At 61.5% G+C, this 14,878-nt stretch carries 16 protein-coding genes; 9 read left to right on the plus strand and 7 right to left on the minus strand.

Annotation, left to right across the window (positions count from 1 at the left end; translation table 11 throughout):
* Nucleotides 1-65: 65 nt before the first annotated feature.
* Nucleotides 66-401 (minus strand): hypothetical protein, encoded by a 336-nt coding sequence (locus IHQ72_RS36915; RefSeq protein WP_309508643.1) that lies wholly within the window; start codon nt 399-401, stop codon nt 66-68.
* 15 nt (nt 402-416) lie between these two features.
* A complete protein-coding gene (locus tag IHQ72_RS23015; protein WP_258117429.1) occupies nt 417-1,031 on the minus strand; it encodes a TetR/AcrR family transcriptional regulator in 615 nt (204 codons plus the stop codon).
* Between the two features lie 90 nt (nt 1,032-1,121).
* Here IHQ72_RS23015 and IHQ72_RS23020 point away from each other — a divergent pair, with 90 nt between their 5' ends.
* The 7 genes from IHQ72_RS23020 to IHQ72_RS23050 all read left to right on the plus strand — a co-directional run bounded on the left by IHQ72_RS23020 (nt 1,122) and on the right by IHQ72_RS23050 (nt 8,743).
* Nucleotides 1,122-2,228, plus strand: coding sequence for a polyamine ABC transporter substrate-binding protein (locus tag IHQ72_RS23020; RefSeq protein ID WP_258117430.1), 1,107 nt, complete (start codon nt 1,122-1,124; stop codon nt 2,226-2,228).
* A 13-nt stretch (nt 2,229-2,241) separates the two neighbouring features.
* Complete coding sequence (locus IHQ72_RS23025; RefSeq protein ID WP_258117432.1) at nt 2,242-3,087, plus strand: ABC transporter permease; 846 nt, start codon at nt 2,242-2,244, stop codon at nt 3,085-3,087.
* 2 nt (nt 3,088-3,089) lie between these two features.
* Nucleotides 3,090-3,872, plus strand: a complete 783-nt coding sequence (locus IHQ72_RS23030; RefSeq protein WP_258117434.1) for an ABC transporter permease — start codon at nt 3,090-3,092, stop codon at nt 3,870-3,872.
* Nucleotides 3,869-4,933, plus strand: coding sequence for an ABC transporter ATP-binding protein (locus IHQ72_RS23035; protein ID WP_258117435.1), 1,065 nt, complete (start codon nt 3,869-3,871; stop codon nt 4,931-4,933). Before IHQ72_RS23030 ends, IHQ72_RS23035 begins: the two co-directional genes overlap by 4 nt.
* 3 nt (nt 4,934-4,936) lie before the next feature.
* Complete coding sequence (locus tag IHQ72_RS23040; protein ID WP_258117436.1) at nt 4,937-5,698, plus strand: MBL fold metallo-hydrolase; 762 nt, start codon at nt 4,937-4,939, stop codon at nt 5,696-5,698.
* A gap of 487 nt (nt 5,699-6,185) precedes the next feature.
* Nucleotides 6,186-6,959: an NAD kinase gene (locus IHQ72_RS23045; protein ID WP_254025158.1), complete on the plus strand. Its 774-nt coding sequence runs from the start codon at nt 6,186-6,188 to the stop codon at nt 6,957-6,959.
* Between the two features lie 191 nt (nt 6,960-7,150).
* Complete coding sequence (locus IHQ72_RS23050; RefSeq protein WP_258117439.1) at nt 7,151-8,743, plus strand: DEAD/DEAH box helicase; 1,593 nt, start codon at nt 7,151-7,153, stop codon at nt 8,741-8,743.
* 192 nt (nt 8,744-8,935) lie between these two features.
* Here the strand turns inward: IHQ72_RS23050 and IHQ72_RS23055 are convergent, their stop codons facing one another.
* The gene (locus IHQ72_RS23055; RefSeq protein WP_258117440.1) at nt 8,936-9,829 is read right to left on the minus strand and encodes a LysR family transcriptional regulator; all 894 of its coding nucleotides are present in this window, start codon (nt 9,827-9,829) and stop codon (nt 8,936-8,938) included.
* A 127-nt stretch (nt 9,830-9,956) separates the two neighbouring features.
* Between IHQ72_RS23055 and IHQ72_RS23060 the strand changes: the two genes are divergently transcribed.
* Both IHQ72_RS23060 and IHQ72_RS23065 read left to right on the plus strand, forming a co-directional pair.
* Nucleotides 9,957-10,838 carry an NmrA/HSCARG family protein gene (locus tag IHQ72_RS23060; RefSeq protein ID WP_258117441.1) on the plus strand — a complete coding sequence of 294 codons (882 nt, stop codon included), beginning with the start codon at nt 9,957-9,959 and terminating at the stop codon, nt 10,836-10,838.
* A gap of 34 nt (nt 10,839-10,872) precedes the next feature.
* Nucleotides 10,873-11,145 carry a DUF2798 domain-containing protein gene (locus IHQ72_RS23065; RefSeq protein ID WP_192365652.1) on the plus strand — a complete coding sequence of 91 codons (273 nt, stop codon included), beginning with the start codon at nt 10,873-10,875 and terminating at the stop codon, nt 11,143-11,145.
* 176 nt (nt 11,146-11,321) lie between these two features.
* Here IHQ72_RS23065 and IHQ72_RS23070 read toward each other — a convergent pair whose 3' ends face one another.
* From IHQ72_RS23070 to prfB, 4 genes are all read right to left on the minus strand, one after another.
* Entirely contained in the window at nt 11,322-11,972 is a 651-nt protein-coding gene (locus tag IHQ72_RS23070) for a YiaD family glycine zipper/OmpA-like lipoprotein (RefSeq protein ID WP_258117445.1), read from the minus strand.
* Nucleotides 11,973-12,252: 280 nt separating this feature from the next.
* Complete coding sequence (locus IHQ72_RS23075) at nt 12,253-12,621, minus strand: GFA family protein (RefSeq protein WP_258117446.1); 369 nt, start codon at nt 12,619-12,621, stop codon at nt 12,253-12,255.
* Between the two features lie 210 nt (nt 12,622-12,831).
* Nucleotides 12,832-13,218 (minus strand): hypothetical protein, encoded by a 387-nt coding sequence (locus IHQ72_RS23080; RefSeq protein WP_192365005.1) that lies wholly within the window; start codon nt 13,216-13,218, stop codon nt 12,832-12,834.
* Nucleotides 13,219-13,659: 441 nt separating this feature from the next.
* Nucleotides 13,660-14,791, minus strand: a protein-coding gene (prfB, locus tag IHQ72_RS23085; protein ID WP_258117449.1) for a peptide chain release factor 2 whose coding sequence is annotated in 2 segments (ribosomal slippage) — nt 13,660-14,724 and nt 14,726-14,791 — 1,131 coding nt in all. Because the reading frame shifts where the segments join, the coding sequence is not laid out codon by codon here.
* Between the last annotated feature and the right edge of the window lie 87 nt (nt 14,792-14,878).

The following is a 14,878-nucleotide window of genomic DNA, read 5'->3' on the forward strand; positions in this document are numbered from 1 at the left end:
TCTCCCGCTCGCCGGCCACTCTAATGCCATTCGATTAAAATGCGCCTGCGTATATTAGCACTCGCTCAATTTAGCGCGCCGACAATGTCTGTGCGGCGGGCTAAACAACGGGTGGTGTTATGCGAAGCGACTTCGCTGCAGCGCGCGAGCTCTTGGAGTGTGCCCAAAACCGGCTCTGCGGCATGGACGAAACGAGCCAACGCGTCAGCGAGGCACTCGACTCCCTGATCGAGGAAATAGCCATCGCGGAATTCCGCAAGGCGCCATTGACCATCGTGCCGTTTCCACGCGCGCGGCCACCCAGGCACGCCCGTTGAAGCGCCGATCGCGCCGATATGGGAAATCAGCAACGGGAGTGCTCCACGCGCCACCAGCTGAATTGAACCTGCGCGAAATCCCATCGGGAGATCCCGCGCTCACACCGCGATCGCCGCCACCAAAATCCGGTTCTGCCTTCGTATCGCCGTCCGCAGTTCCGCGATCCTCGCCCCGTCGCGCTTCACGAACTCGATGAACATCATGTTCATGTTGTTGAACACCAGTTCGCCCAAGGCCTGCCCGTCGATATCCCGGCGCACCAGGCCGAGCCCCTGCAGCCGGGCGATCAGCGCGCGGATCTGTTCGGTCAGCGCCCGGTCGAGCGCGGTATAGGCCTGACCGAACGGGCTGTCGGGCAGTTGCGTTGAGATCGCCATCGCCTGCCGCCACATCTCCTTGCTGAGGTAATGCAGCGAATGCTCGATATAGATGCCGAGCAGCGTATCGAGCGCATCGCCGACATTGGCCGGCGGATTGGCGACGACGCCCTGCCCGGCGTTGAGCACCTCGTTGACCTCCATCGAAACGATGGCACCGAGGATGTCGCCTTTGTTCTGGTAATAGTTGTAGATCGTGCCGACCGACACCTCGGCCTGCGCCGCGATCGTCTCGATCTTGGCGCCTTCATAGCCGGCATCGCGAAAAAGCTCCGCCGCCGCCTCGATGATGCGGCGATGCCGATCCGCCTTTTGCCTTGCCCGCAATCCACTCATATCGGCTATTTGCCATAAAAACAGAATTGACTCAATTTTAGAATTGGTTCAATTTTTGTCACAAGCCAAAAAGGCAAGGGAGAACACTCGATGCGCATTAATCTGAAGACCCCGATTCCAACTACCAAGGATCCGCTTTCCATTCTGAAGTGCCATCTCCACGCCGCGTGTGCTGCGACAGCACTGCTGCTGGCGACGGGCAATCTCGCTCAGGCTGCTGATCTCAACGCTTTGATCTGGTGCGATCACGCCGATCCGGCGCTGCTGCAGCCTTTCGAGGAGGCCAATGGCGTCAAGGTCAACGTCAAGGAGTTCGAGGGCACCGGCGCCGGTATGGCGATTGTCGAACAGTCGCAACCCGGCGACTGGGATGTGATGGTGATCGACAGCATCGACATACCGCGTGGCGTCGAAAAGGGCCTGTTCGAGCCGCTGCCGGATGACAAACTGCCGCTCGCCGACCTCTTTCCCCAAGTGAAGATGGACAGTTCCACCGTGGTCGACGGCAAGCGCTACGGCATCACCGAAAAATTCGGCTACAACACCATCGGCTACAACAAGACCAAGGTCGATCCGGCCGACATGCAGTCGATGGCCGCGCTGACCGGCGACAAGTACAAGGGCAAGATCGCCATCTATGACTACTATCTGCCGGTCATCGGCATGGCAGCACTGGCGATCGGCAAGAAGACCGCCGAACTGACCGAGGCCGACCTTCCCGCCATCAAGGAAGAGCTGCTCAAGATGAAGGCCAACGCCAAGCTGGTCGGCGAGGTGACCGCCAGCCAGACGGCGCTGGCGACCGGCGAGGTCGACATTCTGGTCGGCGGCGGCGAGTGGGTGACGGCCGGGCTGGCCAAGGAGAACCCTGCCCTCGACTTCTCCATCCCGAAAGAAGGTGCTGTGCTGTGGTCGCAGTCGCTGGCGATGTTCAAGGATTCCAAAAACAAGGACATGGCGCTGAAGTTCATCCGGTACATCATGAGCCCTGAAGGCCAGGCGCGGCTCGCCACCTCGGCCTGCTATTGGGGCATGCCGGCGAATACCAAGGCGGCTCTGACCGACGAACAGAAGAAGATCCTGCGCTTCGACGAGCAGCCGGATTTCCTCGCCCGCGCCCAGCCCTACCCGACGCCGAACGCCGATCTCGACAAGAGAATGCAGGACGTCTGGACCGAAATGCTGCAGGCGCAGTGACCGGTCGCCGGTCGTGAACGCTACTGGAAACACCGGGCGTGCCCTGCCCTGGGCGCTGGTCACGCCGGCGCTCGGCTGGACGCTGCTGTTCTTCGTGCTGCCTTTTCTGGCCATGGCGTTTTCCAGCCTGACGGCGCATGACGGCGGCGGCTTCACCCTGTCCAACTACAGCCAGTTTTTCAATAATCCGGCCTATTGGCAGGCGATGGTGAACTCGCTGCAGGTCACCGCCATTGTCACAGTGGTTTCGGTGCTGCTCGCCTACCCCTTCGCCTGGATCCTGGCCGAACAGGTGCCGGAGCGCTGGCAGCGGCTGGCGCTGATGCTGGCCGTGCTGCCGTTCTGGACCTCCTATGTCGTGCGCTCCTATTCCTGGCTTCTGGTGCTGGCGCAGAACGGCGTGATCAACCGTGCGCTGACCGGCTCCGGCCTGTTCAGCGAGCCGCTGCAGCTCGCCAACACACGGCTGGCCACGATCACTGGCTTCGTCCATTTCTTCGTCATGCTGTTGACGCTGACGATCTTCGCCAATCTGAAGCAGCTCAGCCCGAGCTACCGCAAAGCCGCCGCCGATCTCGGCGCCGGGCCGGTGCGCACGTTCTTGCATGTCGTCCTGCCGCTGACCTTGCCCGGCATCATGGTCGGCGCCTTTCTCACCTTCGTGCTGTGCATCGGCGACTACATCACGCCGCAGATCCTGGGCGGCAACAACGAGCTTTTGATGCCGCAGCTGGTGATGATGCAGATGGGTCGGCGCGGCGATTTTCCGCTCGCCTCGGCGCTGTCGATTATCCTGATGGCGGTTGTCACTGTCGCCTATCTCGCCTGCGCCCGCTGGCTCAAGATCGAGCGGGCCTGACCATGCGCGCTCTTGTCCGTATCACCTCCTGGATCTATGCCGTAGCCATCTATGGCTTCATCTTTCTGCCGGTGGTCGTGCTGGTGCTGTTTTCGCTGCAGGCGACGTCGTTTCCGATCCCGCCCTTCACCGGGCCGTCGCTGCGCTGGTACGACGCCGTGCTCGCCGACACGCGGCTGACCTCGGCACTGGTCAATTCGCTTGGTGTGGCGGCTCTCTCCTCAGCTGCAGCCGTTGCGCTGGGTTTCCTCTCTGCCTGGGGTTTTGCACGCTTCGTCCTGCCAGGCTCAGGCCTGATGCGCGGGCTGATCACGCTGCCCCTGACAGTCAGCTATCTCATCATCGGCATGGGATTGCTGGTGCTGTTCAACTGGGCCGGCATACCGAAGTCGCTATTTGCCGCCGGCATCGGCCATGTCGTGATCAACCTGCCGCTGTGCTTTGCCATCATCTACAGCCAGATGGGCGACCATCAGATCAACATCGAGCGCGCCGCGCGCGACCTCGGCGCGCCCGAATGGAAGGTGCTGCTGCTGATCACCGTGCCTGTCATGGCGCCGGCAATCTTCGCCGGTTTCTTCCTGTCGATGACCTTCTCCTGGGACGAATTCGTGATCTCGTTCCTGCTGACGCGCTTCGACACGACGCTGCCGGTCGAGATCTGGAACCTGCTGCGCTCAGGCCTCAATCCCAAGACCAACGCCGTCGGCTCGCTGGTCTTCGCCGTCTCCATCGTGCTGGTGGTGTTTTTTGAACTGATGCTGTTGCGGAGGAAGCCGGCATGATCGCGCCACTGGTCGATATAAGCTCTGTCTCGCACCGCTTCGGCCAGCATACCGTACTGAAGAATGTCTCGCTGACGATCGAACCGGGCAGCTACACGATCCTGCTCGGCCCGTCGGGCTCCGGCAAGACGACGCTGCTGTCCATTCTCGGCGGCTTCGTCACGCCGAGCGAAGGCAAGGTGCTGATCCGCGGCGAGGACTGCACCGCCGTGCCACCGGCGAAGCGGCCGACGACCACGGTGTTCCAGGACTATGCGCTGTTTCCGCATATGAGCGTCGGCAGCAATGTCGGCTTCGGCCTGCGCATGCAAGGCGTCGATGCCGCGGCACGGACCGCGCGGGCGCGCGAGGCACTGGCGCTGGTCGGGCTGGCCAACGCCTTCGACAAGAAGCCGCACCAGCTTTCCGGCGGCCAGCGCCAGCGCGTGGCGCTGGCCCGCGCCCTTGTCGTCGAACCTGCGGTGCTGTTGCTCGATGAACCGCTCGGAGCGCTCGACCTAAAGTTGCGCCGGCAGATGCAGGACGAGCTGAAGGCGATCCAGAAACGCGTCGGCACCGCCTTCATCCATGTCACCCACGACCAGGAAGAGGCGATGGCGCTGGCCGACCATTGCGTGGTGATGAATGACGGGCGCATCGAGGACGAGGGACCGCCGGAGCGCGTCTATGCCCGGCCGGCGACGCGCTTTTCCGCGACCTTCATGGGTGAAAGCACGCTGATACCCGGGACGGTGACGGCGGCGAAGGACGGAACAATCACTGTCGCGACGCAGGTCGGAGCGCTTTCGCTGACCGGCACAGTGCCGGCCGGGACGACTGTCGCCCTCGCCGTCCGTCCGGAGCACCTTGTCCTCGGCGCGACCGGCGGCGCCGTAAGGCTCGGCACGACCAAGGTGAGCGACGTGGTGTTTCAAGGCAGCTTCAAGCGCGTGCTTGCTGTCTCCGAGAAGGACCCGGCGCTGCATTTCATCGCCAGGGTCCCCGCCGCTGCGGCCGTCCAGCCGGGCGACATCGTTGCGGTTTCGTGCGACGCTGGCGACATCATCTTTTTGACGAGTTGAGCCATGGGCGCGCTTCCGGTCATTGATGCAGCGAATTGGTATGAAACCATCCGCATGGGTGATGGCGTGACGCTGATCCACGAGCCGTGGATCAAGCCGTTCTTCCGCTGCAACATCTGGCATGTGCGCGGTCGCGACCACGATCTTCTGTTCGACACCGGCCTCGGCCATTTCAGCCTGCGGCGCCAGGTGCCGCTGGTGACGGAGCGAAAGCTCATTTGCGTGGCCAGCCACACGCATTTCGACCATATCGGCTGCCATCACGAATTTCCGGACCGCTGCGTGCACGCGGCCGAAGCGGAGATCCTCGCCGATCCGCGCAATGAATGGACGGTCGCCGACCGCTATGCCACCGACGCAATGTTCGACGGAATGCCGCAAGGCTGGGATGCGGCGCGCTACCGGATACCGCCGGCGCCGGCCGACCGCCTGCTCGAACAAGGCGATGTGATCGATCTCGGCGACCGCGCCTTCGAGGTGATCCACACGCCGGGCCATTCGCCCGGCGGCATTGCGCTCTACGAGAAGAAGACCGGCATCCTGCTTTCCGGCGACGTCGTCTATGACGGCCCGCTGATCGACGATGTCTATCATTCGGTCGTCGACGACTATGTCGAAACGCTGCAGCGGATGCGCGAGCTCGATGTTGCGGTCGTGCATGGCGGCCACTTCCCGAGCTTCGGCAAGGTGCGCTACCGCCAGCTTATCGACGAGTATCTCGCGCAAAAGCGGCAGGCCGGTTGTCATCTGTTGCAGGCGCGATAAGCACCGGCTTCTCGTAATCGCGGGAAGTGCCTGGCGAATTCACAGAGCCCTTTGCGGGCACGGCGCGCCGGCGGCATCGCCGCAGCGTGAAGCCGTGGGCTGAGGTCTCAAACTCGTCTCTTCGGACTGGCGCACCAGTTGGGCGAAGGCAAGAGCAAAACTTCCCAGCATCAGGACGATAATGATCAGGCGTGTTACCGGCAATAGATTGGTCCGCTGGCTGGCCCCCACGCCGCCCATCCACTGCCGGCTAACATGGTCGATCCGGCTTTACGAGAGTTTAATCCCCGTCTTAACCATCACATTCGCTTGTCACTCGACACGATGCGCGAGCACCTGACCGGCAGTTCTTCCCGGCGTCGTGTCTAGGGGCAGCACGTGCCTCTCTTTGCAGATTTCCCCGCCCATGCTAACCCGGCGCTGGCGCGGCCCAAGCAACCCGGTCGCCAACCAGCCGGTCGCCACCAACCGTCGACATTGGGGAGCCATGAACAAAGCCGCCAGCCGTTTCGCCTTCGTCTCGTCCGACACCGCCGACGCCAAGGCGGCGCTGGAGAGCCTGTCTGCGCGCTATGGCCAGGCATCCATCGAGGATGCAGAGATCGTCGTCGCCCTCGGTGGCGACGGCTTCCTGTTGCAGACCTTGCGCGACACGATGAGCACGGGGAAAAAGGTCTACGGCATGAACCGTGGCACCATCGGCTTCCTGATGAACGAGTATCGCGCCAGCGGTTTGACGGGGCGTATCGCGGCGGCCGTTGCCGAAACGATCCGTCCGCTGGAGATGCAGGCGGTGACGGCAGAGGGCGAAACGATTTCGGCGTTGGCGATCAACGAGGTTGCGCTGTGGCGCCAGTCCTACCAGACGGCCAAGATCCGTATCACCGTGGACGGGCAAGTGCGGCTGGAGGAGTTGAACTGCGACGGTGTGATGGTCGCGACGCCAGCCGGCTCGACCGCCTACAATCTGTCCGCGCACGGGCCGATCTTGCCGCTCGACGCGCCGCTGCTGGCGCTGACCCCGGTCAGTCCGTTCCGCCCGCGCCGCTGGCGCGGCGCGCTGCTCTCCAACAAGGCAACCGTTCGTTTCGACATTCTGGAGCCGGAAAAGCGGCCGGTAAACGCCGCCGCCGACCACACCGAGGTGAAGGCTGTAACCTCGGTTACGGTGCAAGAATCGCCAGCGGTGACGGCGACGCTGCTGTTCGATCCGAGCCACTCGTGGAACGAGCGCATTCTCGCCGAACAGTTCCGGTACTGAGCCGGTACGGCGATAGCCAGCTCGATTAAGCATCGCGATTAAGGATACGACTTCACATTCATGCCATTCCCCGCCCGTTTCTGTTGACAAATCGTGGGCTTGCGCCTACCTGCAATACCGATCTTGCAGGCGCGCGGCGCTTGCCGCGACTGCTTATGTTGCGCCCCCGAACCAGCCAAAGACAGCCAAACTTGTCCTCAGACGCCCAGATCGCTCAAGAAGCGTTGACCTTCACAGACCTCGGCCTGTCGCCGAAGGTCCTTTCCGCAGTCACCGATGCCGGTTACACCGAACCGACGCCGATCCAGGCCGGCGCCATTCCGCACGCCTTGCTCGGCAAGGATATTTTGGGCATCGCCCAGACCGGCACCGGCAAGACGGCCTCGTTCGTGCTGCCCATGCTGACCCGGCTCGAAAAAGGCCGGGCCCGCGCCCGCATGCCACGCACGCTGATCCTCGAGCCGACGCGCGAGCTTGCCGCGCAGGTCGAAGAAAATTTCATCAGATACGGCAAGAACCACAAGCTCAACATCGCGCTGCTGATCGGCGGCGTGTCGTTCGACGAGCAGGACAAGAAGCTGGAGCGCGGCGCCGACGTGCTGATCGCGACGCCCGGCCGCCTGCTCGACCACCGCGAGCGCGGAAAGCTTCTGCTCAACGGCGTCGAGATCCTCGTCATCGATGAGGCCGATCGCATGCTCGACATGGGCTTCATTCCCGACATCGAGCGCATCTGCGAGATGATCCCGTTCACCAGGCAGACGCTGTTCTTCTCGGCGACAATGCCGCCTGAGATCACCAAACTCACCGAGAAATTCCTGCACGCGCCGGTGCGCGTCGAGGTTTCGAAGGCTGCGTCCGCCGCCACCAACATCGTCCAGCGGCTGGTGAAATCCGGCTCGAAACCCTGGGACAAGCGCGAGACGCTGCGCAATCTGATAAGGGCCGAGGATGCGGAGCTGAAGAACGCCATCATCTTCTGCAACCGCAAGATCGAGGTCTCGGAGCTTTTCCGCTCGCTGCTGAAATATGATTTCGACGCCGGCGCGCTGCATGGCGACATGGACCAGCGCGCGCGCATGCAGATGCTGGCCAATTTCCGTGACGGCAAACTGCGCTACCTCGTTGCGTCGGACGTTGCGGCGCGCGGCCTCGACATCCCCGATGTCAGCCACGTCTTCAACTACGACGTGCCGATCCATGCCGAGGACTATGTCCACCGCATCGGCCGCACCGGCCGCGCCGGACGCTCGGGCAAATCCTTCACCATCGCCACCAAGTCCGATACCAAATACATCGACGCGATCGAACGGCTGATCGGCAACAAGATCGAGTGGCATGACGGCGATCTGTCGACGGTCGTCGCCAGCGAGGGCGGAGAGGACGACGCTCCCCGCCGTGGCCGCGGCGCCCCGCGCCGCGCCGGCCGCAAGGACGATGACCGCAAGGACAGGGGCGAACGCAAGCCACGCGAACGCCACGCCAAGCAAAGCGATGCTGCAGCACCGGACGCGGCGCGCGAGGAACAGCCAGTGGCGGCCGAGACCGCGGTCGCCGATGCCGGTGAGCGGCGCGCGCGCAAGGAAGCGATCCGCTCGGAAAATGGCGAGCGCCAAGCTTCGCCCGATCGCAACCGGAACGAACAGCGTGCGCCGGAACGTGGCGACACCAGGCCGCAGCGCGACGGCAATCGCCCTGCCCGCCATCGCCAGGAAGACAATGACGCGACCGTCGGATTCGGCGACGAGATGCCCGCCTTCATGCGCATCGTCGCCAAGGTCTGATCACAGCAGAAATTCTCAAATCCAAACAAAAATGGCCCTTTGCGGGGCCGTTTTCATGTTCGATATCTGCTTTGCTCAGCTGTGGCGCGAAAGCTGGAAACAAGAAACTCAAAGCGCGCCGCATGAATCCCTTCAGACGCGACGCGCGTTATGACCACGAGGTGGTCGACCGCGCTCTGTCGTCTCCGGTGGCTACAGGTTTTTGAATTCCAGGCGGGACGGCAACATATCCAGAAACGCGCGAACTTTGGCTGAAGATGATCTGCCTTCCGGCCACACGGCGTGCATCGGCACCGGCACCGGCTCGAATTCGCTTAAAACGACCTCTAGGCGGCCATCGTCCACCGAATGCCTTATCTGCCAAAGGGGCGAGTAGCCCAAACCCAATCCGTGAGCTGCGGCTGCATAGATCGGTGCCATCAAATTGGATCGAAAACTGCCAGCCACTTTCACCGGCCGAGGTTTCCCCTCAATCTGAAACATCCATTCACCTGGACGCTGGTCGGAGGTTCGAACAATGCAACTGTGCCTGCTCAGTTCAAAAGGATGCGTAGGTCGGCCACGGCGTTCAAAGTAGGAAGGCGAGCCGAACACGACGCGCCGCAACGCGCCCAAGCGTCTGGCTCGCAAGCTGGAATCCGGCAAGTTGCCGATCCGTATTGCCAGATCGAGGCCCTCGGCACCAAGATCAACAAATCCATCGGAAAGCTGGAGGTCAACCTCGACCCGCGGATACGTCTGCATGTAGTCGGCGATGACAGGTACAACGAAATCCGGGCCGAACAGAACTGGCGCGCTCACGCGCAGGATGCCTGATGGCTCCGATCTCTGGTTGGCGGCCTGAAGTCTTGCGTCGTTTATTTCGTCGATGGCGGGTTTGATGCGGTGGAAAAACGCCGCTCCGGCTTCGCTCGGTGTCGAGCGGCGCGTCGTTCTCTGCACAAGCTCGACCCCGACGGATTCTTCCAGCGTCGCCAAAGACCGGCTGATTGATTGCAGTGAGCGGTTCAGCCGGCGTGCGGCGGCTGTCAAACTTCCATGCTCGACAACTGCCATGAAAGCTTCAAAATCATCTATCCGGCTCATGGCTTGTCCATTTCTCTCGAAAATCGAGAGAAACTATCGCAAAGCCAAATAATTGTAACGCTGTTCGCGACCTTTTATTTCCCTGGAAGAAATCCCGAAAGGGCAAGCTTCATGGAAGGGAATTGTCATGCGAGCACCCAATCCAACCGTCCTGGTCGTGGGCGCAACAGGCCGATTTGCCGGATTGGTCGTGCCTGAACTTGTCCGCCGCAATGCCACTGTTCGAGGACTCATTCGCGACCCCGCGAGCGCCGAAAAGGCGCGGAGGCTCGGGGCACCCGAGGTCGTGATCGGCAATTTGCGCGACCCTCAGAGCCTCGAAGATGCCGTCGAGGGCGTCGACGGCGTCTTTCACATCGGACCGGCCTTTGCCCCCGATGAAGCGGCCATGGGTGTTGCCATGGTTGAGGCTGCAGCACGAGCAGGCGTTCGAAAATTCGTCTTCTCGTCGGTGATCCAGCCGACCAATACGAGGCTCAAAAACCATGCGAGCAAGGTGCCGGTCGAGGATGCTCTCTACTCAACGAACATGGAATACACCATTCTGCATCCCGCCAATTTCATGCAGAATATCGCAGCAGCCTGGCCGTCCGTCGTTAGGGATGGCGTTTTCTCGGAACCGTTTCCAAAGACAGCAAAGCTGGCGCGCGTCGATTACCGCGATGTCGCTGAAGTGGCAGCGATCGCATTGACAGAAGCGCGGTTGTCCTATGCCACCCTCGAGCTGTGCGCTGGTATGCATAGCCGGGAAGAAATCGTTTCAATGATGGGTGAAGAACTTGGCCGCCCGATCTCGGCCGGCGAGCAGACCTTTGGCGAGTGGGCAGCGAATGCCCGCCTTCCCTACGATGACCGCCAATTGCAGCTGCTGGCTAAAGTCCATGACCACTATGCCAGATATGGCCTCGGCGGAAACAGCCTGACATTGCGCTGCGCTTTGGGCCGCGAGCCGCGTTCGTTGCGAAGCTTTATTCGGGAGCTAGCCCTGCAATCGGCACAGATCGCCTGATCGCGCTCACGCATTTTCCGACTAGGAGATTTCCATGCAAGCATCACCGCAAAAGACATTGAAGCTGAGAAAGCTGCCGCCTTCCTACAGTGCAGTGGTAATGCCGTTTGTTCTTTCAATTCTCATGACCTGCATCATCTCGGCGGTTTCGACGGCGATCGGCACCGGTTGGACGAACGGTTTCGTAGCGACCTGGTCATATGCATGGGGCGTATCATGGCTCGTTGCGTTTCCGAGCCTGCTGATTGTCCTTCCGATCGTGCGCCGGATCGTTGCGGCAATTGTCGATCAGCCGGTCCGACCCTAGGGCGCTTTGCGTTTTGGTAGGCCCAAAACCGCGCTCCAGGTCTTTGTTTGACGCATTTTGCCGGACGCCAAACCCAAACAGAAACGGCCCCTTGCGGGGCCGTCTTCATGTCCGATGCCGGCTTCTTGTTTGAACATGATCTTTTCCGAACCGGAGGTTCGGGATCATGGTCTTGCTCAGGTGAGCGGTGAAAGCTGGATCTCGACGCGGCGGTTCTGGGCACGGCCGGCGGCCGTCGCATTGGAAGCGATCGGACGCGTCTTGCCGAAGCCGGTGACGGCGAAGCGGCGGGAATCGACGCCCTGCCCGGACAGATAGTTGGCGACCGCCAGCGCGCGGCGCTGCGACAGGTCGAAATTGTGTTCGTCGCCACCGGTCGAGTCGGTGTGGCCGAACACGTCGACCGTGGTCTGCCGGAACTTGTTCAGCACAAGTGCGACCGAATTCAGCACTTGATAGAAGCCGGGCTTCACCGCGTCCTGGTCGACGTTGAAGGTGATGTCGGACGGCATGTTGAGGATGATCTGGTCGCCGGTGCGGGTGACACTGACGCCGGAGCCCTGAAGCTGCCGGCGCAGTTCGGCCTCGTTCTGGTCCATCGTGGCGCCGATGGCGCCGCCGGCGAGCGCGCCGACGCCAGCGCCGATCAGCGCATTACGGCGATCGTTGCCGCCGGCAAGCAGGCCGAGCCCCGCACCCGCCAGCGCGCCGATGCCGGCGCCGGCCGCAGTGTTGGAAACCTTCTGCTCTCCGGTATACGGATCGGTTGTAGTGCAGGCACTCACGAGCACAGCCGTCGCCACGACGACGAGCACAGTCTTTTTCATTTGGTAGTCCCTCTCCAGTCCGCGGTCCCACCGGTGGCGCGCCGCATCAGCCCTTCCGTTGCATCGGCCCGAAAATCATCGATTTTCGGAAAGCACGATGCATAAATTCAAAGTCTTAGAGCGTACTTTGTGCGTCCAAGTGGACGCACGTCGCTCTAATGTCTTGTAACATGAAATGCGGCGAAAAACGGAACGGGAAAAGCGGCTGGCTATGGCTTTTCCCGGTCAATTGCACGGCCGCGGTATTGCGCAATTCTGATCGGCTACCAGAGATTATCGGCTACCAGAGATTCTTGCCGTCGATGACGACGAGCTCGACCTGATCGAGGTCGAAATCGTCGAACAGGCGCGAATTAACGCTGATTTTCGGATTGTCGAAATCCGGCTTGCCGGTCGACCAGTCCGGCGTTTCGGTGAAGGTGCCGCAGCCGCAGGTGGCGCAGAAACCGTGTTTGATCGTTTTCGAGCCCCACCGGTAGAAGGAGACATTCTTGAGCGGGCTGGTGAGCTTGAATTGCGACGGGGTGTAGTAGGCCCACAACGAGCCGCGTTTCGAGCAGAAGGAGCAGGTGCATTGCGTCACGGTTAGCGGCGCTTCCGAAACTTCGAACGTCGTAGCCCTGCAATGGCAGCTTGCCTTTATGGTCATGAACGCCTCCTCACGATTGCCTGCCGCCCGCGCGGCAAGGCAACATAAGGAGACACTCCTGACAACCGTCTATCAGCAGACTCGCTTGCCTGCGTCGGACGCGTGGCGCGCTTCAATCTTTTTGATGCATGTCGTTATCCCAAAACCGCTGCGCACCATCGGGCCAGGCTCTGGGTCAAGCCCTTGGGGCAAGCTTTTGGGCGAGATGCATTAAAACGACGACGGTGGCACGAACAGGCAGATGGTCTTTCCATCATTGGCGCCGGCGACCGAGCACCAGTGATATTCGCCATCGGGCGAATTCTTGATCCGCGCATCGCTGTAGGACACGACCTCGCCTGTCCCCTTGATGACATAGCCCTCCGGACGCTCGCTGATCGACGTCTGCGAGACCGCGCGGCAATCATAGCCAGAACAACAGGAGAATGGGTAACTCCACCCTTGCGGCCTCGCCGCAGTCGGCGTGGCGTCGTGCGCCAAAGCGGGTGCTGCAAATAGAATGGTGGCGGCCGTCAGAGCCACCACCGCAATGATTGAATTCAGGAGGCGGCGCGCCGTGTTGACGGCTGAGGCCGGTCGGGCTGTGAAAGCAGGCATGGGCGCAATTCCTATCACCGAGTTATCAAGCGTTTCGCTTGCCCGTTCTTGGAACGTATCTTCCCAGTGGCCGGCTCGTCAGGTCGCAGATACGCCGCGTCCGGCCATAAATGCTTTTTCCCCCAGTCTTCGGATGCTGGGCTGATTCCTTTGTTGGCGCAAGAAATTGCTGTGCAAACCGAGCGCCGACATCTGCAGCCGGAACCAGCCTGCCGGGGCTAACGAGAGTGACTTCATCAACCCCGGCAGATGGGATCGCAGATAACGAGATTTGGCTCGCAGTGGTTCCGGGCCAAGCGCCGGCAGGCCTGCAACATCTAGCCCGAAGTTAGAAGTCGTTGTGGAAAATTTGATGAAAAAACAAAGCCATAAAGCGACCGCTCAATTAGAGTGAGAGCCTGTTACTCTAGCGTGATGTTCCTGCTGCTTTGTTGTAGGGCTTCAGTCGATATCGGCGACCACTTCGCCGGCGCCACCCTCGATGCGCTGCGACAGCGAGGCCTCCATGAAATCGTCGAGGTCGCCGTCCAGCACGCTCGACGGGCTTGTACTCTCGACGCCAGTGCGCAGATCCTTCACCAGCTGATAGGGCTGCAGAACGTAGGAGCGGATCTGGTGGCCCCAGCCGATATCGCTCTTCGACGCTTCAGTGGCGTTCGCCACCGCCTCGCGCTTCTTCAGCTCTTCCTCGTAGAGCCGCGAGCGCAGCATCTCCCAGGCCTTCGCCTTGTTCTTGTGCTGGGAGCGCTCGGCCTGACAGGCGACCGCGATGCCGGTGGCGAGATGGGTGATGCGGACCGCCGAATCGGTGGTGTTGACGTGCTGGCCGCCCGATCCGGACGAACGATAGGTGTCGATGCGGACATCCGATTCGGAAACGTCGATCTCGATCGTATCGTCGATCACCGGATAGACCCAGACGCTGGCGAAGGACGTGTGGCGGCGCGCATTGCTGTCATAGGGCGAAATACGCACGAGACGGTGAACGCCGGATTCCGTCTTCAGCCAACCATAGGCATTGTGGCCCTTGATCAGCAGCGTAGCGGACTTGATGCCGGCCTCTTCGCCGTCATGCACTTCCAGCACCTCGACCTTGAAGCGCCGCCGCTCGGCCCAACGCGTGTACATGCGCAGAAGCATCGAGGCCCAGTCCTGGCTTTCGGTGCCGCCGGCGCCGGCATGGACTTCGAGATAACTGTCGTTGGCGTCCGCCTCGCCCGAAAGCAGCGTCTCGATCTGGCGGGCCTTTGCTTCGCCGCGCATCGAGCGGATCGCCGCTTCCGCCTCGGCGATGACGCTCTCGTCGCCCTCTTCCTCGCCAAGCTCGATCAGGCCGATATTGTCTTCCAGCGCCTGGGTGAGGCCTTTGACCGCGGTGATGCCTTCCTCGAGGCCCTGGCGCTCACGCATCAGCTTCTGCGCCTCCAGCGGTTCGTTCCAGAGACTCGAATCCTCGGCACGCACATTCAGGTATTCAAGCCGCTTTATGGCTTGATCCCAGTCAAAGATGCCTCCTCAGCAGGGTTATCGCCTGCCTGATTTCGTCGACAATGTTCTGCGTTTCCGCGCGCATGGCTGGTCGTTCTGTCCTGTGCTGAAATGGTGCCCTGTTGCTTGAACAGAGCTGGGTTGGCGCGATACATAGGGACGGCACCGCCGC

The sequence above is a fragment of the Mesorhizobium onobrychidis genome, from assembly GCF_024707545.1.
GTDB classification, from domain to species: domain Bacteria; phylum Pseudomonadota; class Alphaproteobacteria; order Rhizobiales; family Rhizobiaceae; genus Mesorhizobium; species Mesorhizobium onobrychidis.